At 64.3% G+C, this 19,312-nt stretch carries 16 protein-coding genes and 1 tRNA gene; 8 read left to right on the forward strand and 9 right to left on the reverse strand.

What is annotated here, in order from left to right; translation table 11 throughout:
• Positions 1-61: 61 nt before the first annotated feature.
• Both C84B14_RS10925 and C84B14_RS10930 read right to left on the reverse strand, forming a co-directional pair.
• A complete protein-coding gene (locus C84B14_RS10925; RefSeq protein ID WP_353224050.1) occupies positions 62-1,243 on the reverse strand; it encodes a zinc-dependent alcohol dehydrogenase in 1,182 nt (393 codons plus the stop codon).
• Positions 1,240-1,995: an SRPBCC family protein gene (locus C84B14_RS10930; protein WP_353224052.1), complete on the reverse strand. Its 756-nt coding sequence runs from the start codon at positions 1,993-1,995 to the stop codon at positions 1,240-1,242. Before C84B14_RS10930 ends, C84B14_RS10925 begins: the two co-directional genes overlap by 4 nt.
• Before the next feature lie 237 nt (positions 1,996-2,232).
• On the opposite strand from C84B14_RS10930, the gene C84B14_RS10935 reads away from it, so the two are divergent.
• Positions 2,233-2,442 (forward strand): hypothetical protein, encoded by a 210-nt coding sequence (locus C84B14_RS10935; protein ID WP_348766747.1) that lies wholly within the window; start codon positions 2,233-2,235, stop codon positions 2,440-2,442.
• A 94-nt stretch (positions 2,443-2,536) separates the two neighbouring features.
• On the opposite strand, the gene ettA is transcribed toward C84B14_RS10935, so the two are convergent.
• Positions 2,537-4,198, reverse strand: coding sequence for an energy-dependent translational throttle protein EttA (gene ettA, locus C84B14_RS10940; RefSeq protein ID WP_353224054.1), 1,662 nt, complete (start codon positions 4,196-4,198; stop codon positions 2,537-2,539).
• A gap of 241 nt (positions 4,199-4,439) precedes the next feature.
• Here ettA and C84B14_RS10945 point away from each other — a divergent pair, with 241 nt between their 5' ends.
• Positions 4,440-5,069 (forward strand): phosphoadenosine phosphosulfate reductase domain-containing protein, encoded by a 630-nt coding sequence (locus tag C84B14_RS10945; RefSeq protein WP_348766749.1) that lies wholly within the window; start codon positions 4,440-4,442, stop codon positions 5,067-5,069.
• A gap of 108 nt (positions 5,070-5,177) precedes the next feature.
• On the opposite strand, the gene C84B14_RS10950 is transcribed toward C84B14_RS10945, so the two are convergent.
• Genes C84B14_RS10950 through C84B14_RS10970 form a run of 5 tightly spaced genes read right to left on the reverse strand, consistent with a single transcriptional unit; the run spans position 5,178 to position 9,731 of the window.
• On the reverse strand, positions 5,178-5,981 hold the full coding sequence (locus C84B14_RS10950; RefSeq protein WP_353224056.1) for a (2Fe-2S)-binding protein: 804 nt from the start codon (positions 5,979-5,981) through the stop codon (positions 5,178-5,180).
• A gap of 16 nt (positions 5,982-5,997) precedes the next feature.
• Positions 5,998-6,789, reverse strand: coding sequence for an ABC transporter ATP-binding protein (locus tag C84B14_RS10955; protein WP_353224058.1), 792 nt, complete (start codon positions 6,787-6,789; stop codon positions 5,998-6,000).
• Complete coding sequence (locus C84B14_RS10960) at positions 6,786-7,820, reverse strand: FecCD family ABC transporter permease (protein WP_353224060.1); 1,035 nt, start codon at positions 7,818-7,820, stop codon at positions 6,786-6,788. Before C84B14_RS10960 ends, C84B14_RS10955 begins: the two co-directional genes overlap by 4 nt.
• Positions 7,813-8,802: a FecCD family ABC transporter permease gene (locus C84B14_RS10965; RefSeq protein ID WP_353224062.1), complete on the reverse strand. Its 990-nt coding sequence runs from the start codon at positions 8,800-8,802 to the stop codon at positions 7,813-7,815. Before C84B14_RS10965 ends, C84B14_RS10960 begins: the two co-directional genes overlap by 8 nt.
• Positions 8,799-9,731, reverse strand: coding sequence for an ABC transporter substrate-binding protein (locus tag C84B14_RS10970; RefSeq protein ID WP_353224064.1), 933 nt, complete (start codon positions 9,729-9,731; stop codon positions 8,799-8,801). Before C84B14_RS10970 ends, C84B14_RS10965 begins: the two co-directional genes overlap by 4 nt.
• On the opposite strand from C84B14_RS10970, the gene C84B14_RS10975 reads away from it, so the two are divergent.
• Both C84B14_RS10975 and C84B14_RS10980 read left to right on the forward strand, forming a co-directional pair.
• Entirely contained in the window at positions 9,730-10,143 is a 414-nt protein-coding gene (locus C84B14_RS10975) for a hypothetical protein (protein WP_353224066.1), read from the forward strand. The two genes, C84B14_RS10970 and C84B14_RS10975, sit on opposite strands and share 2 nt — an antisense overlap.
• 4 nt (positions 10,144-10,147) lie before the next feature.
• Complete coding sequence (locus tag C84B14_RS10980) at positions 10,148-12,220, forward strand: TonB-dependent receptor (RefSeq protein ID WP_353224068.1); 2,073 nt, start codon at positions 10,148-10,150, stop codon at positions 12,218-12,220.
• Between the two features lie 230 nt (positions 12,221-12,450).
• Here the strand turns inward: C84B14_RS10980 and mltF are convergent, their stop codons facing one another.
• Entirely contained in the window at positions 12,451-13,929 is a 1,479-nt protein-coding gene (mltF, locus tag C84B14_RS10985; RefSeq protein WP_353224070.1) for a membrane-bound lytic murein transglycosylase MltF, read from the reverse strand.
• 180 nt (positions 13,930-14,109) lie between these two features.
• Between mltF and C84B14_RS10990 the strand changes: the two genes are divergently transcribed.
• The 4 genes from C84B14_RS10990 to purL all read left to right on the forward strand — a co-directional run bounded on the left by C84B14_RS10990 (position 14,110) and on the right by purL (position 19,305).
• A tRNA-Ser gene (locus tag C84B14_RS10990) sits at positions 14,110-14,201 on the forward strand.
• 28 nt (positions 14,202-14,229) lie between these two features.
• The gene (locus C84B14_RS10995; RefSeq protein WP_348766758.1) at positions 14,230-14,607 is read left to right on the forward strand and encodes a DUF1820 family protein; all 378 of its coding nucleotides are present in this window, start codon (positions 14,230-14,232) and stop codon (positions 14,605-14,607) included.
• A gap of 22 nt (positions 14,608-14,629) precedes the next feature.
• Positions 14,630-15,418 carry an MBL fold metallo-hydrolase gene (locus tag C84B14_RS11000; RefSeq protein ID WP_353224072.1) on the forward strand — a complete coding sequence of 263 codons (789 nt, stop codon included), beginning with the start codon at positions 14,630-14,632 and terminating at the stop codon, positions 15,416-15,418.
• Entirely contained in the window at positions 15,394-19,305 is a 3,912-nt protein-coding gene (gene purL, locus C84B14_RS11005) for a phosphoribosylformylglycinamidine synthase (RefSeq protein ID WP_353224074.1), read from the forward strand. The genes C84B14_RS11000 and purL overlap by 25 nt, the downstream gene beginning before the upstream one ends.
• Positions 19,306-19,312: the final 7 nt, after the last annotated feature.

The following is a 19,312-nucleotide window of genomic DNA, read 5'->3' on the forward strand; positions in this document are numbered from 1 at the left end:
GGCCATGGGCAGGGTCAATCGGCGCGCCGCGGCCACCCGCCGGGCGGCCGGGCGTATTGCGTCAGGGCTGCATCACCACCTTGATGCAGTTGTCACGCCGGGCCTGGAACATCTCATAGGCCTCCGGGGCCTGATCCAGACGCATGCGGTGGGTGATCACGAAGCTCGGGTCGATATCGCCGCGCTCGACGTGATCCATCAACGGCTTGAGATAGTGCTGCACATGGGTCTGGCCGGTCTTGATCGTGAGTGCCTTGTTCATCAAAGCGCCGACCGGGATCTTGTCGGCAATACCGCCATAGACCCCGGGAATGGATACCGTGCCTGCCTTGCGACAGGCCATGATCGCCTGGCGCAGCACGACCGGCCGTGCCGTTTCCATCTGCAGGCTTTGCTTGATGTTGTCGTACCAGTATTCGAGACCCACGCCGTGGGCTTCCAGGCCGACCGCATCCACGCAGATATCCGGCCCACGGCCGGCAGTCATGTCGCGTAGTGCTTCAACCAGCTGCAACGTATTGCCGACTTCACGCGGGTTGAGTGTTTCGGCGCCGTGCTGGGTTGCTGCCATATCGAGGCGTTCGTCGACGGTATCGATGGCGATCACGCGTGCCGCGCCCAGCATTTTCGCGCTGGCGATGGCGAACTGGCCCACCGGGCCACAGCCCCAGATGGCGACGGTATCGCCGGGCTGCATATCGCACTGGGCGATGGCCTGATAGCCGGTCGGAAAGATATCGGTCAGAAACAGGGCCTGCTCGTCAGATACGGAATCCGGCACGACCATCGGGCCGACATCGGCATAGGGCACACGCACATACTCGGCCTGGCCACCGGCATAGCCACCCAGGATATGCGTATAGCCGAACAGCCCCGAGGGCGATTGGCCCCACATCTTCTCGGCCACACCGGCGTTCGGGTTGGAGTTGTCGCACAGCGAGTGGTAACCGCTGTCGCAGAAGAAGCAGTGGCCGCAGGCGATGGTGAACGGCACGACCACGCGATTGCCAATCGATAGGTTGGTGACCGCCGAGCCGAGCTCGACGACCTCGCCCATGAACTCGTGGCCGACGATATCGCCGGCCTGCATGCCCGGCATGAAGCCGCCGTAGAGATGCAGGTCGGAGCCGCAGATCGCGGTCGAGGTGACCTTGATGATGGCGTCGCGCGGATTGAGAATCTGCGGGTCGGCCACGTTATCCACGCGCATGTCCTGCGCGCCGTGCCAGCATACGGCTTTCATCGTGCGACTCCTTCGTGGGCCGAGGCATGAATGGCACCGGTCGGTACTTCGCCGGCCTCCATCACCTGCTTGAAGTGGCGTAGATCCTCGCGCACGGCTTCGCGCGACAGCGCATTAACGAAATTCAGCGGCGCCGCCGCCAGCAAGCCGTGCGGCAGTTCGTAGCGCAGGTTGAGTTCCACCTGCGTGCCGCGGCCGGCGGGCGCCGGGGCAAAACGGATCTCGCCGGTCTGGGGTACGTCCGACCCTTCGACACTGCGCCAGGCGATGCGCTCGCCGGGCACGTCCTCGACGATTTCAGCCTCCCATTCGTAGGTGCCGCCCAGCGGTGTCTCGGCCTGCCAGCGCGAGCGACCGTCGGGCAGGTTATCTACCGCGGTAATGGCGGTCATGATCCCGGGCAGACGGGTGAAATCGCGCCAGAACGCATACAGCTCTTCGCGCGAACGGGCGATGGTGATGCTGGCCGAGAGATCCAGCGGGCCCGTGCGATGGCCGGTCAATGTACGTTCGGCGCCGCGTGCGAGGGCGCGACCGGTACCTTTGAGCCCGCGCCCGGTGGAGGCGCGATAGGCCAGATAGCCGCTGAAGGCGCCGAGCACCAGGCCCGATAACCCGCCGCGTCGCATGCCGACCATGAGCGAACCCACGCTGGCTGCCAGGGCGAGGGCGCGCTGTTTTTCGCGCTCGCGCGCGCTGTCCAGCTCGGTGTTGTCGTCGTTGCGAGGGTCGATCGGTCGGTATGGGGTCATGCGTGCGCTCCGTACTCTAGGCGACCTTCAATGTAGCGCGCCGGGCAGGGCCGCGCGTCGGTGGAAGTCCTGACATGATTTCAGCGTTGCCGGGGGTACACTCGACAAGGGTTCGACCGGATCGCGAGATGCCGGTCAAGCCACTTGAATACGCCGGGTGCGGATGGCCGCGCCCCGGATCGGGACACGGCCGGCAGACGCTGCAAAGGTCGTGAGCCAGCTGCCTCGGGAGAGATTATGAGTACGGGATTCGAACGCCGGAACGCACGCCCGCTTACCCCATCGCGCGTGGTGGATGAAGTCTGTCGTCACCCGGTAATTACCGGCGCGGCGGTTGTTGGCGCGGCGGTCGTGCTCGGCGCGCTCTTGCACTATGGCCCGCAACCGCGCAAACGGCGCTCGCTTTTCGAACGCGTTAGGGCCTCGCTGCGCTCATTGTTCGACTGAACGCGCCGCGCCGGGTATTTGATTCCGGCCATAAAAAAGCCCCGATCGATCGCCGACCGGGGCTTTTTTTCGTGCGGTTCAGGCAGCGCGGCGATCAGGCCAGCTTGCGGTGCTTGGCCTTCGCCGAGCCCTCGGAGGCATTGCCGAGGCGGCGTTTGCGATCGGCTTCGTAGTCCTGGTAATTGCCTTCCAGGAAGACCACGTCATCGTCCTCGAACGCGAGGATATGGGTGGCGATACGGTCGAGAAACCAGCGATCATGCGAGATCACGAGCACCGCGCCCGGGAACTGCAGCAACGCTTCTTCCAGCGCACGCAGGGTTTCCACGTCCAGGTCGTTCGTCGGTTCGTCGAGCAGCAGGGTGTTGCCGCCTTTCTGCAACAGCTTGGCCAGCTGCAGCCGGTTGCGTTCACCGCCGGAGAGTTCCGATACCCGCTTCTGCTGGTCCGAGCCCTTGAAGTTGAAGCGGCCGATATAGGCACGCGACGGGATCTCGTAGTTGCCGATCTGCAGGATGTCCTGTTCGTTGGAGACTTCCTGCCACACGGTCTTGTCGGAGTTGAGCTCCTCGCGTGACTGGGTCACATAGGCCAGGTCGACCGTATCGCCCACGCGGATTTCGCCCGAATCGGGCTGCTCTTCGCCGTTGAGCATACGAAACAGCGTCGTCTTACCCGCGCCGTTGGGGCCGATGATGCCCACGATCGCGCCCTGCGGAACCTTGAGCGATACGTCTTCGTAAAGCGTGCGGTCGCCATAGGACTTGGTGACGTTGTTCATCTCGAACACGAGATCGCCCAGGCGCGGCCCCGGCGGGATATAGATTTCGTTGGTCTCGCTGCGCTTCTGGTATTCCTTGGACTGCAGCTCCTCGAACTGCTTGAGGCGCGCCTTGGACTTGGACTGACGGCCCTTGGCGTTCGAGCGCACCCATTCCAGCTCGGCCTTGATGGCCTTCTGGTGGGCGTCTTCGGATTTCTGTTCCTGTTCGAGGCGTTTTTCCTTCTGTTCCAGCCAGGAGGAATAGTTGCCCTCGTAGGGAATACCGTGGCCGCGGTCCAGTTCCAGAATCCAGCCGGCGACGTTATCCAGGAAGTAGCGATCATGGGTCACGGCCACGACCGTGCCCGAGAAGTCCTTGAGGAAGCGTTCCAGCCAGGACACGGATTCGGCGTCGAGATGGTTGGTCGGCTCGTCGAGCAGCAGCATGTCGGGCTTGGACAGCAGCAGCCGGCACAGAGCCACGCGGCGGCGCTCACCGCCGGACAGCTTGGAGACGTCGGCGTCCCACGGCGGCAGGTTCAGTGCTTCGCCGGCACGATCCAGCGTGTTGTTGATTTCCCAGCCGTCGGCGGCGTCGATGGCTTCCTGCAGCTCGGCCTGTTCGGTGAGCAGGGCATCGAAGTCGGCGTCCGGGTCGCCAAAGGCTTCGCTGATTTCGTTGAAGCGGGCGAGCTTTTCGGCGATGTCGCCGAGGCCTTCCATGACGTTGCCGCGTACGTCCTTGGATTCGTCGAGCTGCGGCTCCTGCGGCAGATAACCGATATTGATGCCGGGCATGGGCCGGGCTTCGCCTTCGATCTCGGTATCGATACCGGCCATGATGCGCAGCAGGGTGGACTTGCCGGCGCCGTTGTAGCCGAGCACGCCGATCTTGGCGCCCGGGTAGAAGGACAGATAGATGTCTCGAAGAATATGTTTCTTCGGCGGCACGACCTTGCCGACGCCGTTCATCGTATAGATGTACTGAGCCATGGTTTCGCGAGCCTGTGTCAAAGGGTCGTCAGTGTAAGCCAACACGCGCCTCGACTGAATGGCTATCGCGTCCCGCACGAGCGCAAACGATGATCCGGAAAATATCGTTATTCCGGATCAGTCTAAGAGTGCGTCTTTAAAATAACGTATTCGCGCTTATCATAGGCGTCATTCAAGGTAGCGCGATGCGAGGGTTCGCTCGTCGGCGTCGCGCATGAAGCAATTCAAACGAGGTAGCAGCATGCAAGTCGATGTCGCCAACGCCAATGCCGAACTCGCCGGCAAGCATCCGAAGGAAATCGTTGAATGGGCGGTCGGCCTCGGTGGCAAGACCATCGTGACCACCAACTTCGGCCCGGAAGAGGCGGTGATCCTGCATCTGGCAACCCAGGTTCAGCCCGACATGGACGTGGTCTGGATCGACTCCGGCTACGCCACGCGCAAGACCTATCTGTTCGCCGAGAAGCTCATCGAAGACCTCAAGCTGAACGTGCACGTGTTCAACCCGCTGTCTTCGGCCGCACGTCGTGATGCGCTGATGGGCATTCCGGACGTCGACGATCCGCAGCACGAAGAGTTCACCCGCCAGGTCAAGCTGGAGCCCTTCGGCCGTGCCATGCAGGCGATGGCGCCGGATGTGTGGCTGACCGCCGTGCGTCGCGACCAGACCGAGTTCCGCAAGAACATGGATATCGTCTCCCAGGACAAGCCGGGCGGCGTGGTCAAGGTCGCGCCGGTGCTCGAGTGGACCGCCGACGACATGGCGGCCTATCGCGAGAAGCATGGCCTGCCCAACGAGACCAACTACTACGATCCGACCAAGGTGCTGGGCAACCGCGAATGCGGCCTGCATAACCGCTTCACGGCCTGATCAGGTAACGGTTAGTCGAATCGCAAGGGCGCGCGGCTTCGGTCGCGCGCCTTTTTTTTTGCCTGCACGAGGCGTGGAACGCCGTATCGTGCAGGCAGCGACGAAAACTCAGCGCTGTTTCGCTGTGATCCGTTCAGGGCCTTTTTTCTCGGCGACCGTGAGCAGCGGACAGGTGCGGCAATAAACCGGCGGCTGCGTGGCCTTGAAGTACAGACAGCAGGTACGCCGAAAGCGCACGGTCTCGCCATCGGCCCGGCGGGTGGGCGCATACAGGAAACGCGCCAGTGGATTGACGGACCCGCCGAACAGGGCCGGCGGGGCGTCGATGAGAAAACCCCAGTCCGCATCGCGGCGCGCGATCGCCGCCGGTTCGGTGAAGTCGACCATACGGCGTTCATATAAGGAATAGACACGTACTGCCGTGTTTTCCCAGAGCATGCGCATGGGCACGCCGCTGACCTGGTGCAATACCGACCACAGCGGCGCGATGAGGCCGGCAAATACCTGGCCGACAAGCACGCTCCGGGCGCGATCGCGCTGATTGGACGGCAAGGCCTGCGCATCGAGACGATGCAAAGGCAGGCAGGATGTCCAGCGCGTGCCGTCGTGGCTGGGGTCGATACGGCAGTTGTCGGCCGATATGTCCAGGCTGCGATTACAGGCGGACAGGGCATAGAGGCTCGCGCCCGTGATCAGGAAAGCCAGCCGTTTGGATAGCAGCGAGGCAGTGACACGCCGCGACGGCGCGCCGATGACCGGGCCGAGTTCGTCGAGCAGCTGGCGACAGCGCGCCGCGTCGGTGAAATCAGCCACGCTCAATGTCGGCCGATCGAGGCGTGCGGCATCCACAAGCTGCAGCGACCCGGTCAGATATTGCCAGTCAGCCGCGCTGAAACTATTGGTCGCCGGCATCATTTGGTCGCCGGCATCATGAAGACGGGGCGCGGCCGAAAGGAATACACAACGGCACGCCGAAGAACGGGTCGGCAATGACACGGCAGTCGAGTTCGAAAACCTCGCGTACATTGACCTCGGTAACCACGTCATCGGGCGTACCCTGGGCATGAATACGCCCATGCTTGAGTGCCACCATGTGATCAGCATAGCGGCAGGCCAGATTGAGATCGTGCAGAACCAGAACGATCGTCTTGCCGGCATCGCGATTGAGCGCCTTGAGCAGATCCAGCACCTCCAGCTGGTGGGTGAGATCGAGAAAGGACGTCGGCTCATCGAGCAGCATGAGCGGCGTATCCTGGGCCACGGCCATGGCAATCCAGGCGCGCTGGCGCTGGCCACCGGACAACGAATCCACGGGGCGATCCGCCAGCGTCAGCAGGTCGGTGCGCGCCAGTGCGTCGTCCACACAGGCCTCGTCGCGCTCTGACCACTGGGAAAGCCAGCTCTGATGCGGATGGCGGCCGAGCGCGACCAGTTGACGGACGCTTAAGCCTTCGGGTGCGACCGGCTGTTGCGGGAGCAGCGACAACGTACGGGCGACGGCTTGCGTGGGCTGATGGTGGATGTCTGCGCCATCAAGCAGAACCTCCCCGCTCCAGGGGGCGAGCAGCCGGGCAAGCGTTTTCAACAGCGTGCTCTTGCCGCAGCCATTGCTGCCGATCAGAACCGACAGTTGTCCTTCCGGCAGCGTCAACGTCAGTTCGCGCAGGATCGCTTCGCGCTGATAGCCGGCCGTGATATGCGTTGCCGAAAGCTGCGTCATAGCTGCCGCGCCTGTCGCAGAAGCAGGGTGAGAAAGAAGGGGGTACCGATTGCGGCCACGAATATGCCGGCCGGCAGATCCAGGGGCGCGAACAGCGTGCGCCCGAGCAGATCCGAGAGCATAACGAGGGTCGCACCCAGCGCGGCACTGGTGATCAGCTGTGCGGCGCCGGGCGCAGGCGTAATCCGGCGTGCCATATGGGGCGCGATCAGTCCCACGAACGCCATCGCGCCGCCCCAGGCAATTGCCACGCCTGCCAGCAGCGAGGCCAGCAGCGTCAGCAGCACGCGCATGCGCTGAACGCGAACCCCCAGACCGGCGGCGAGGGCGTCGTCGAGCGGCGCGAGCAGGGCATGCCTGAGCAGGGGTACGAGCGCCAGCGCCAGTCCGGCACAGCACAGCGCCAGCTGGCGGACTTCGACCCAGTTTGCGCCATAGACGCTGCCGGTCAGCCAGACGTAGGCCGATAGCGTGGTCGTCAACGGGCTGGAGACCAAAATGAAGGTGGTAGCCGCCCCGCAAAGAGCGGCCATGCCGATACCCATCAGGATGAGCCGAAGTGGCGTCGTGCCCGCATGCCAGGCCAGCCGATAAACCACGGCGATGACGGTGAGCGCCCCTGTGATCGCGGCGATCGGCAGGCCGGCCATGCCCCAGTCCGCGGCCAGATACGACAGATAGGCGATCGCTGCCGCGCTGGCACCGGCCGTGACCCCAAGCGTGTCGGGCGAGGCAAGGGCGTTGCGCATCACCTGCTGGAACAACCAGCCGGAGACCGCCAGCGACGCGCCGCAGAGCAGCGCCAGTAACACGCGCAGACCGCGCAGCTGCACAACGATCACCCCGGCGTGACCGTCGGGTTGGACGAAGGCCTGCAGCAGCGCCAACGGCGATAGCGGCACCGCGCCGAGCAACAACGCGCACCCACCGGCAAGGCCGCAAGCCAGCACCGCGCCAAGCGCATTACGCCAGGAATACAGGTCGAACTGGCGCGACCAGCGACCCAGGCGCAGCGTGCGCGACTCAGGCATGGCCACGTCCTTGCCGACGTACGAGGGCGATGAAAACCGGGGCGCCGATCAGCGCCGTCATCACCCCGATCGGCACTTCGCTCGGGGCCATCAGCAGGCGGGCCGCAACATCGGCCATCAGCGTAAGAATCATCCCTATCAGTGCTGCGCCCGGCAGCCAGATACGATGATCGGCGCCCAACAGTCGGCGGGCGATATGCGGCACGACGAGGCCGATGAACACGACATTGCCGGCCATGGCGACCGATGCGCCGGCAAGCAACACGATTACGCCCATGGCCAGCATTTGCAGACGCCGAAGGCGAAGGCCGGCCGCCGCGGCAACCGTATTGCCGGTGGCAAGCAGATTCAAATCGCGCAGCAGCGGTATACCCACCAGCAGGCCGATGATCGCCACGGCTATCAACGGCCATACCGTATCCAGGCTGCGTCCGGCGACCGAGCCGGCGAGCCAGAACAGCACGGTATCCAGCCCGTGCTGGTCAATCACCAGTAGTGCCTGACTTATGGCGCCGAACAAGGCCGCGAGCGCGGCGCCCGCAAGGATCAGGTGCAGTGGCGCGGCAGTCTGTCGATAGCTTGCCAGTCGCCATACGACGGCCGCGGCAACCGCCGCACCGACAAAGGCTCCGATATAGGGGCTCAGGTGCGCAGCCACGCTATCGATGGTGGCGATGAGCACCACGGCCAACAGCGCGCCGGCATTGATGCCGAGAATACCCGGCGACGCGAGCGGGTTGAGTGTCAGCGTTTGCAGAATACCGCCGGCCACCGCCAGGCTGGCGCCCACCACAATCGCCAGTACCGTACGCGACAAGCGGGTGGTGCGGATGACCAGGTCGTCGACGTTCGTCGCCGAGGGCATCCAGAAGGCATGGCCGATATCGGCCGGACTCATCCAGTGGACACCGGCCATGAGGCTTACCACCGCGCAGCCGATCAGTACGACAACGAGTGCGAACAGTCGCTGCGGTGTGTTCATGCGCGTGCGCTCTCACGATCGAGCCAGTGCTCGATATCGTCGAGCATGTGCATGACCCCGAGGATGCCGCCGGAAAGCACCCAGGCCACGGCATCGACTTCCCAGACCTGCTCGTGTCTCGGGGCGGCCATGCGTTGCCAGAGCGGATGGGCCTGCAAGCGTCGATAGTGCGCAGAGACCGCGCGGCTGCGACTATGCAGGATCACGAAGAACACGTCGGCATCGACCGCGGGCAGGCTTTCCACGCCGCTCAACTTCAGCGATACGCCGTTTGCGCTGCGGCTGGTTTCGTTCCAGCGAAAGCCGAGTGCTTCAAGCACCGAACCGCCGAAGCTGGACGCCAGATAGCTGCGGACCTCGTTGGCCCGGATATCGAGCAGCGACACCGTCAGCGGCCAGCGCCGGTCGAAACGCGTATGTAAGCGGGCGCGCAGATCCTGGATACGGTGATTCAGTTGTGTGATGAGCTCCCGTCGCTGTTGTTCGCGCCCGAGCGCCTCTGCCATGACCGACAGCGTCTGTCGGAACCGATAAATGTCGTCGAGCATCACGACCGGTGCAATCCGTGCGAGCAGCGGCTCGATACGCGCATGCCGAAAACGCGAGGCAACGATGACGTCCGGCTCGAGCAACACGATATGTTCCAGGCTCGGCTGCGTTTCGAGACCAACCACCTGGGCGTTCGCCAGCGCCGTACGCAAGTAGGGGTAGATCGGTTTGTCCTGCCAGGATTCGACCACGCCCACCGGCGCCACGCCGAGCGCGACCGCGGTGTCGGTCGCGCCTTGAAAAAGCGTGACGACGCGCAGCGATTCGGCGCTTCTCCCGATCAGCGGCCAGAGCGTAGCGCCCGCCAGCCCGAGCAACAGCCGCCGTCGCGAGCGAAACACCGCGCGGCTGACTGAAACACCCGCCAGAGAACGATCCATGCCGGCCATCAGGGTGTTAACGACGTTCTGGAAATCGGCAAGAGCGATGTCTCAAGGCATGAGCGACGAGGGGATTGAACGCTACAAGGCGCACAGCGAGCGTCGCACTGTAATGAGAATCATTGTGATCCTCAACGGAAAGCTCCTATGGCGTGCGCGATATTCGAGCCTGTTCGAGACCGGTGTCGGTGCCAGTGCGACCGGGCGAGAGCAACGGCCTGCAACAGGCATGACGAAGAGTTGCGCACAACGGGTTATGCAAATAAGAATCAATATCATTTATATTCGCGGCCGATTTTTGCCAATTGCTACTTGTAAAGGGGATAGCCTTGTCGATTACCTGGGGCCAGGATGCGCGGCGGCGCCGTGTCAAACGTACGGCTGTGGCAAGCGCCATGGTTATTTCGTATAGCGCGATGCCCATTAGCGCGTATGCGCAGGACTCGCTCAAGCCGGTGAGCGAAACGGAACTGGGCCCGATTACGATCAGCGCGACGCGTAACAAAACCGAGAAAGACAAGTCGCCGCGTCGCATAACGGTCATTGATCGACAGCAGATCGAACAGCAGTTGGCCACAACCAACGACCCGGGTCAGGTCCTGTCCAATCTGATCCCGTCGTACTCGCCGAGCCGGCAGAAGCTGTCCAATGCGGGCGAGACACTGCGCGGCCGCGACCCACAGTTTCTAATCGACGGTGTGCCGCAATCCAACCCGCTACGCGACAGCTCGCGTGACAGCTATACGATCGACATGAGCATGGTCGAGCGTATCGAGGTCATCTACGGTGCCAGCGCCGAACGTGGTCTGGGCGCGACGGGCGGCATCATCAATTTCATCACCCGTCGGCCCGAGGGCGGCGAGGTCAACCAGCATGCCGGCCTGAGTCTGACCAGCGACGACGACTTCCGCGGCGACGGGCTCGGCTACAAGGCCGACTACCGCATCAGCGGCGCCAAGGGCGACTGGGATTATCTGGCCGCCGCGAGCTGGCAGGAGCGCGGTGCTTTTTACGATGGCAATGGCGAGAATATCGGCGTTGCCTATCCGGGCGAGATCCAGGATTCCGACAGCTACGACATTCTGGCCAAGGCAGGCTACTGGATCGACGACGACCAGCAGGTCCAGTTTTCCTTGAACCATTTCGACCTGGAAAGCGACGGCGATTACGTGCCCGTGGTCACCGAGGGCGGCCGCGCCAACGGCGTGCCGACGACTGCCCGCAAGGGCGACCCGCTCGGCGATCCGGGCTATAACCGCGTGACCACGGCGCGGGTGTCCTACGAGCATGCCGACTGGCATGGCAATTCGGTAGACGCGCAGATCTATACCCAGCGGTTTCGTGCCCAGTTCGGGACCACGACGTTCTTCCCCTACCAGGTCAATGGCGAAGAGGCCTTCGATCAGACCCGCAACGAATCCGACAAGTACGGCGCCCAGTTCTCGCTCAACCGCCAAGGCATGTTCGACGGCTTCGTCGATGTGGCCACCGGCTTCGATCTGTTGCAGGACGAGACCCAGCAGGTACTCGCCCAGACCGGGCGCACCTATGTGCCGGAAACGCGTTTTCGTAGCTACGCCGGTTTCTTGCAGACCGATCTGCACCCGTTCGAATCGCTGACCCTGACCGGTGGTGTTCGCGAAGAACGGGCACGGCTCGATGTCGACGACTATGCGACCATCGACCGCAGCAACATCGTCAACGACGCTGTGGAGGTGGGCGGCGGCACGCCGCGCTATTCCGAAACGCTGTACAACGCCGGCCTGGTCTATCAGGCCACGTCCTGGGGCCAGCTCTATGCGAGCTACTCCGAAGGCTTCGGCATGCCCGACGTCGGCCGTGCGCTGCGCGGTATCAACAAGGCCGGCCTGGACGTGGACGAACTGATAGAGCTCACGCCGATCGTCACCGATACGCGGGAAATCGGCACGCGCCTGGACTGGGAGCGCTACGGCCTGGAACTGAGCTACTACGAATCCAACTCCGATCTCGGCGAGCGTCTGACCGAACGCAATGGGTCGTTCGTGGGCAGCCGGGAAAAAACCGAGATTCACGGTTTCGAAATTACCGGTCGGGCCCATGTCGGCGACCGGCATCGCTTCGATCTCTCATATGCCCAAGCCGAAGGCGAATCCGATACCGACGGCGATGGCCGTGTCGATACCGATCTGACCGGTATCAATATCGCGCCCGACACGCTCACTGCCGGCTGGAGCGCAAACTGGAATCCGGATTTTTCGTCACATATTCAGGCCGTGCATTATTTCGATCGCGACGTGGAGAACGAGCAGCTCGATTTCGACGGCTTTACGCTCGTCAACGCGTCCATTGGCCACGCCCTGCCGGTGGGCCGGATGAGCCTGGGTATCGACAACCTGTTCGACAAGGACTACTTCACCTACTACTCGCAGGCCGCGCGTATCAGCGACGAGTACTATTTCAAGGGCCGTGGGCGGACCTTCAAGCTCGGCTACGAGGTGGATTTCTAGCGGCGACGCGGCTCGGCGTCGCAGCGTCCGGTCGGGTTGCTAACACCGTGGCCCGACCGTTTTTGTCGTGTTCTGATGTTGGTACGGTCGGTCGGCTGCGGGTCGCGACTCAAAATCGTGCCAGACAAGGCGCGTGGCGCCGGCCGAAGTTATTCCAGGGCCGAGCCGCGCACGGCGTCTTGTCTTGTAAAAATGAGCGCGGCACGACGATTTGATTGGCGTTAACAGGCCTAGAACGCAGGGGAATCGATCGATATCGTCGTCTTGTTTTCGGTGCCGTTTTCGCTTTCGGGCGCGGTGGGCGACTGGCCCTCGTCGAGGGCGGGCGGTTCCTGGGTGGTGCGGTTGTTGGTCATCCACGACAGGATGTCGAAGTAGGCGCGAATATTGCCGACATAGGTCGCGGCTTCGTGGCCTCGGGCATAGCCGTAGCGGGTATCCGAGATATAGCGTTCCTGGGTGAGCCAGGGCAGGGCATCGCGCAGGTTGACCCATAGATTGGGGTCGCGCCCGCGATCCTCGAGCAGGCGGCGCGCGTCCATGACGTGGCCATAGCCGATGTTGTAGGCGGCCAGCGCGAACCAGGTGCGATCGGGCTGCTGTATTTCATCCGGCATGCGTTCGAGCATGCGCACGAAGTAGCGGGCTCCGCCGTCGATGCTCTGGGCCGGATCGCGGCGGTTGGTTACGTCCATGTCGGACGCGGCGGCCTGTGTGAGCATCATGATGCCGCGCACGGTGGTGGGGCTGACCGCGTTCTTGTCCCAGTGCGACTCCTGATAGCCGATCGCGGCCAGCAGGCGCCAGTCGAGGCCGTATTCGTTGCCGGCGCGCTTGAAATAGTTTTCCCAAAGATGCAGCCGGTTATCCACCTGGCGGGCGAACTCGTGGCCGCCCACGAAGCCGAGCCTTTTTACATGGCCGAAGTAGCGGTCGCGCAGGATATGCAGCCGGCCGTTTTCCTTGGCCTGTTCGAGAAAGGCGATCGCTTCGTTATAGAGGGTATCGTCGCCGTTCATGTCGCCGCGGCCGGCCACGGCCCAGGCGGTGTGCTGGCGCACGTCGTCGAGGGTGAATGCCACGCGCAGGTTCGGGTAGTAGCGCTGGTTCATGTCGACGATATCCGCGCTGGCTACCGTGGCCACAAGATCGCCCGCGGCCACGCGGTCCATCAGCTCTTCGGTGTTGGCCTGATCATCGACGCGGAATACGATCTCCGGACGGTTGCTGCGCAGCCAGTCGGCGAATGCCGTATGTGCCGGCAGCACCAGGTCGCCGGATAGATCGGCCAGGGTTTTCGGCTTGTGCTTGTACACCCGGTAGACGGCCTCGAGCGCGGAGTCGTCGTAGGGCGGGGTGAAGCGCACGCGCTGGCGGCGCGGCTCGCTGACCGCCACACCCACGCCGATATGCGCATGGCCGGAGGCGACAGCATCGATCACGGCCTGCTGATCGGGCATCACCACCATATCGAAGCGCAGCCCCAGCGACTGGGCGAATTCGCGAATCAGATCGTATTCGAAGCCGGTGGGGCCGTCGGCGTCGAGATAGTAGGTGGTCGCGGAATTGACCGTGGCCACGCGCAGCGTGCCGAGGGTGTCGATCTGTTCGAGCAGGCCGGGGCGTTCGATACACGTCGACAGCGCCAGCGTGAGCGCGGCGATGGTGGTCAGCTGCAGAATGCGCAGCAGTTCGCGCAATCCGCTCATCGCATCGCGGACCGAAAAAAGCGCAGTGGCGGGCGTTGTGGCAAGAACCGGGTCATGTGTTCAGGCTATCTTGCACGCAAGTCTTGGGAAAGCCGTCTTAATCATTTAACATACGCGACTTCGCAATAAGCCTGCGGCCAGCGTACCCCGCAAAAGCGCCGGCAGGCTGAACGAGTTTCAGGAGAGGTACCGAAGCGGTCATAACGGCACCGACTCGAAATCGGTTGGGGGCTAACCGCCCCACGTGGGTTCGAATCCCACCCTCTCCGCCATCTTTTGACCCCCTGGATCGGCCCTGCCATGTCGTCAGCAGACTCCAAGCAGCGTCTCTACCGCGTGGCGTTCTTCAACCAGGGTGAAGTCTACGAAGTATTCGCGCGCTCTGTCTCCCAGGGCGCGCTGTTCGGGTTCGTCGAAATCGAAAAGCTCGTCTTCGGCGAGCGCTCTTCGCTGGTGATCGACCCGGCCGAGGAAAAGCTCGCCGATGAGTTTGCCGACGTCGAGCGCTCCTATATTCCCATGCATTCGGTGATCCGTATCGACGAAGTCACCCGGCGCGGTACGGCCAAGGTCACGCCCGCCAACGGCGACAGCAAGGTGCGTCCGTTTCCGGTGTATACGCGCCAGGGGCCAGGTGGCGGCAACCCCGGGTCCGGCGGCGGCCAGGGCGGCCGCTAGTGCAGCGTTGCAGCAAGCGCGCATGAACCGGGTTCACTCGGACATGCGGTTCGCGCTGCTGGGCAGCGGCAGCAAGGGCAACGCGCTGGTGGTGGAATACGGCCAGACACGGCTGCTCATCGACTGCGGGTTCTCCGCCCGCGAGATGGAGCGCCGGCTCGCGCGCCTGGAACTCATGCCGTCGGATATCGATGCCCTGGTCATCACCCACGAACACGACGATCACTGGCGCGGCGTATCGCGTTTTTCGCGCCGTCACGAAATTCCCGTGTGGCTCACGCCCGGCACCCAGGCAGCCAAGGCCAGCGACGCGCTTGCTGCCACCGAGCTGTATTCCCCGCACGAGCCGTTCGCGATCGGCGATCTGGAGCTTTTTCCCTATCCGGTGCCCCATGACGCGCGCGAGCCCGCGCAGCTGATCGTGGGCAACGGCGACAAGCGCCTTGGCATTCTCTCGGACAGTGGCTATGCCACGCCGCACGTGCGCGAAATGGTCGATGCCTGCGATGCGCTCGTGCTCGAATGCAATCACGACCCGGACATGCTGGCCACCGGCCCGTATCCGGCGTCGCTCAAACGACGGGTGGCCGGCAAGCTCGGCCACCTGAGCAACCAGCAGGCTGCCGAGCTGCTGACGCAAATCGATGCCACCGGCCTGCAGCAGCTGGTCGTGGCGCATATCAGTGAATCCAACAATCGCCCGGAACTGGCCCAGGCCGCGCTTGCCCAAGCGCTGTCGACCACGGCCGACTGGGTGCATGTGGCCAATCAAAGCGAGGGTCTGTCGTGGCGCAGTCTGGTCAATCGGTAGGCGAACACGCGATCGCCGCCGTACACGTCATCGTCGGTAAGCCGGCGCTGGCAGAATTCGAACTCGAACGCCTGCGCGGCGGCCTGTCTGGCGCCGGCATCGACGTGGCCAGCCTGGTGGCCCGCGAAGTGTTCGTTGCGGCGTTCAACCATACGCCGAGCGACGACGATCGCGCGCGCCTGCATGCGCTGCTGGGCGTCGATGCCAGTGACGACATGCCCGAAGGCGTGATCGCGATTCCGCGGCTGGGCACGGTATCGCCGTGGTCGACCAAGGCCGAGGACATCGCCCATAACAGCGGCCTTGATGCGCTGGCGCGCCTCGAACGTGGCGTGGTGTTCTCGTTCGGCAGCACGCCGGATTTCGAAGCACTCGCCCAGAGTGGTGTGCTGCACGACCCGATGACGCAGTCGCTGCTGCCCAACGCCGAACGCCTGCCGCGGCTGTTCGATACGCTGGCTCGGCGCGGTCTGCGCCGGGTGCCATTGGCCGAGCAGGGCATGGCGGCGCTTCAGGCCGCCAATCGCGACTGGGGTCTGGCCCTGGCCGACGAGGAAATCGAATACCTCGCCGAGCAGTATCGCGCGCTCGATCGCGACCCGACCGATGTCGAGCTGATGATGTTCGGCCAGATCAACTCCGAGCACTGCCGGCACAAGATCTTCAATGCCGCGTTCACGATCGACGGCGAGACCCGTGCCAAGTCGCTGTTCGACATGATCCGCGATTCGCATCGGGCCGCGCCAGAGGGCGTGCTTTCGGCCTATCGCGATAACGCATCGGTGATCGAGGGCCATCACGCGACCCGCCAGCTGGTCGGCGCGGATCGGGTCTATCGCCTGCACGAAGAACCCGTGCATCTGCTCATGAAGGTGGAAACGCATAACCACCCGACCGCGATTGCGCCCAATCCGGGTGCGGCCACCGGTGCCGGCGGCGAGATTCGCGACGAAGCCGCGACCGGGCGTGGCGGCAAGCCCAAGGCCGGGCTGACGGGTTTTTCGGTCTCCGATCTGCGCCTGCCGGGCGATATCCAGCCCTGGGAAATCGACGATGCCCGCCCGGCGACCATCGCCACGCCGCTGGAGATCATGCGCGATGCGCCGATCGGCGCGGCCCGCTACAACAATGAATTCGGGCGGCCGGCGCTCGGCGGCTATTTCCGCAGTTTCCAGTACCAGTCCGAGGCCACCGGCATCCGCGGCTATCACAAGCCGATCATGATCGCCGGCGGCATGGGCAACGTCCGCCCCGACGACGTCGAAAAACACGTGGTGCCGGTCGATGCCGCGCTGATCGTGCTCGGCGGGCCGGCCATGCTGATCGGCCTGGGTGGCGGCGCGGCCTCGTCGATGGCCAGCGGCACCTCGTCGGCCGAGCTGGATTTCGCCTCGGTACAGCGCGCCAACCCGGAAATGGAGCGCCGCTGCCAGGAAGTCGTGGAAGGCTGTATTGCGCTCGGCGCCCACAATCCGATTGCTTCGATCCATGACGTGGGCGCAGGCGGGCTGTCGAACGCGCTGCCCGAAATCATCGATGCCGACGACCGCGGCGGGCGTATTCGCCTGCGCGACGTGGACGCGGCCGACGTGAGCCTGTCGCCGATGGAAATCTGGTGCAACGAATCGCAGGAGCGCTATGTGCTCGCGATCGCGGCCGACCAGCTCGACGCCTTCGAAGCGCTGTGCGCACGCGAGCGTTGCCCCTATGCCGTGGTCGGCACGGCCACGGCCGAGTCGCGGCTCACCGTCGAAGACGGCGAAGCCGACAACGAGGACGCACGTTATCCGGTCGATATGCCCATGGGCGTATTGCTCGGGCGTACCCCGCAGATGCAGCGCGACGTCGAACACCAGCGCCTCGAGCTGGACGCCTGGGATCACAGCGAGATCGACGTGGCCGAGGCTGTCGAACGCGTGCTGCGCGTGCCCAGCGTGGCCAGCAAATCGTTTCTGATCACCATCGGCGATCGCAGCGTGGGCGGCATGACCGCACGCGATCAGATGGTCGGGCCCTGGCAGGTGCCGGTGGCCGACGTGGCCGTGACCACGACCGCTTATACGGGCGACACCGGCGAAGCGATGGCCATGGGCGAGCGCACGCCGCTGGCCCTGATCGATGCGCCGGCCTCCGGCCGGATGGCGGTGGCGGAAGCCGTGACCAATATCGCGGCCGCCCGTATCGACAAGCTCACCGATATCCGTTTGTCCGCCAACTGGATGGCGGCCTGCGGCGAACCGGGCGAGGATGCACGGCTCTACGACACCGTACAGGCGGTGGGCGAACAGCTGTGCAGCGAACTGGGTCTTGCGATTCCTGTGGGCAAGGATTCCTTGTCCATGCGCAGCGTCTGGCGCGACGACGACGGCAACGAACGCCGCATGAGCGCGCCGCTGTCGTTGATCGTGTCTGCCTTCGCGCCGGTGAGCGCGGCCCGTGCCACGCTCACGCCTCAGCTCATCGCGCCGAGTGAAAACAAGACCGCGCTCGTGCTCGCCGATCTGGGCAACGGCAAGAACCGCCTCGGCGGTTCGGCTTTCGCCCAGGCATTCGGGGCGCTCGGTAACGTCGCACCGGATCTGGATCAGCCCAAACAGCTGCGCCAGTTCTTCGGCGTCGTCCAGCGCCTGGCCGGAGAGAACCGGATCAAGGCCTATCACGACCGCAGCGATGGCGGCCTGCTGGCCTGCGTGGCCGAAATGATATTCGCCGGCCGGGTAGGCGCGGATATCGCGCTCGACGACCTCGGCGACGATGCGCTGGCCGCGTTGTTCAACGAAGAACTGGGCGCCGTGCTGCAGGTCGGCGCGGACGATGCGTCGGTGGTGGTCGGCGAACTGCGCGCCGCGGGCCTGACCGCGCATGCGATCGGCACGGTCACGGCCGAGCCTGGCCTGGTGGTGCGTCACGCAGGGCAAACGATCTATACGAACACGCGCGCCGCGCTGGAACGGACCTGGGCCGCGACCAGCCATGCCATGGCCGCGCTGCGCGACGACCCGGCGAGCGCCGATCAGGCGTTTGAGGCGCTGCTCGACGACGAAGATCCCGGCCTGCCGGCGGCGCCGTCGTTCGATCTCAGCGAAGACCTGGCCGCGCCGTTCGTGAATACCACACGCCCGCGGGTGGCGATTCTGCGCGAGCAGGGCGTCAACGGCCATAACGAAATGGCCTGGGCGTTCTCGCGCGCCGGTTTCGAAGCGGTCGACGTGCATATGAGCGAGATCGCGGCCGGTCGTGATCTGTCGGACATGCAGGGGCTGGCAGCCTGTGGCGGCTTCTCCTACGGCGACGTGCTCGGTGCCGGCCAGGGCTGGGCCAAATCGATTCTGTTCAACGCCGGCGCACGCGCGGCTTTTGCCGACTTCTTCGAACGCGACGAGACGTTCACGCTGGGCGTATGCAACGGCTGCCAGATGCTGGCGGCGTTGGCCGAGATCATTCCGGGCACCGAACACTGGCCGCGTTTCGTGGCCAATGCGTCGCGCCAGTTCGAAGGGCGCACCAGCGGCGTGGAAATCGTCGAGTCCAAGGCGGTCCTGCTCGAGGGCATGGCCGGCACCCGTGTGCCGATCGCGGTGGCTCATGGCGAAGGCCGGGCCGAATTCGCGGATGCCAACGATCTGGACATGCTCGCCGCCAACGCCCAGGTCGGCATGCGCTATGTCGACGGTCGCGGCGCGCCGGCGAGCACCTATCCGGCCAACCCGAACGGATCGCCCCAGGGCGTGACCGGGCTGTGCAATGCCGATGGCCGGGTGTTCATCACCATGCCGCATCCCGAACGTGTCACCCGCAGCGTGAACCTGTCCTGGGCGCCGAAGGGCTGGGGCGAACTCAGCCCCTGGGCACGGTTGTTCGGCAACGCGCGGCGTTTCGTCGGCTAGCGGTCGC

The organism is Salinisphaera sp. C84B14, assembly GCF_040361435.1.
Taxonomy (GTDB): domain Bacteria; phylum Pseudomonadota; class Gammaproteobacteria; order Nevskiales; family Salinisphaeraceae; genus Salinisphaera.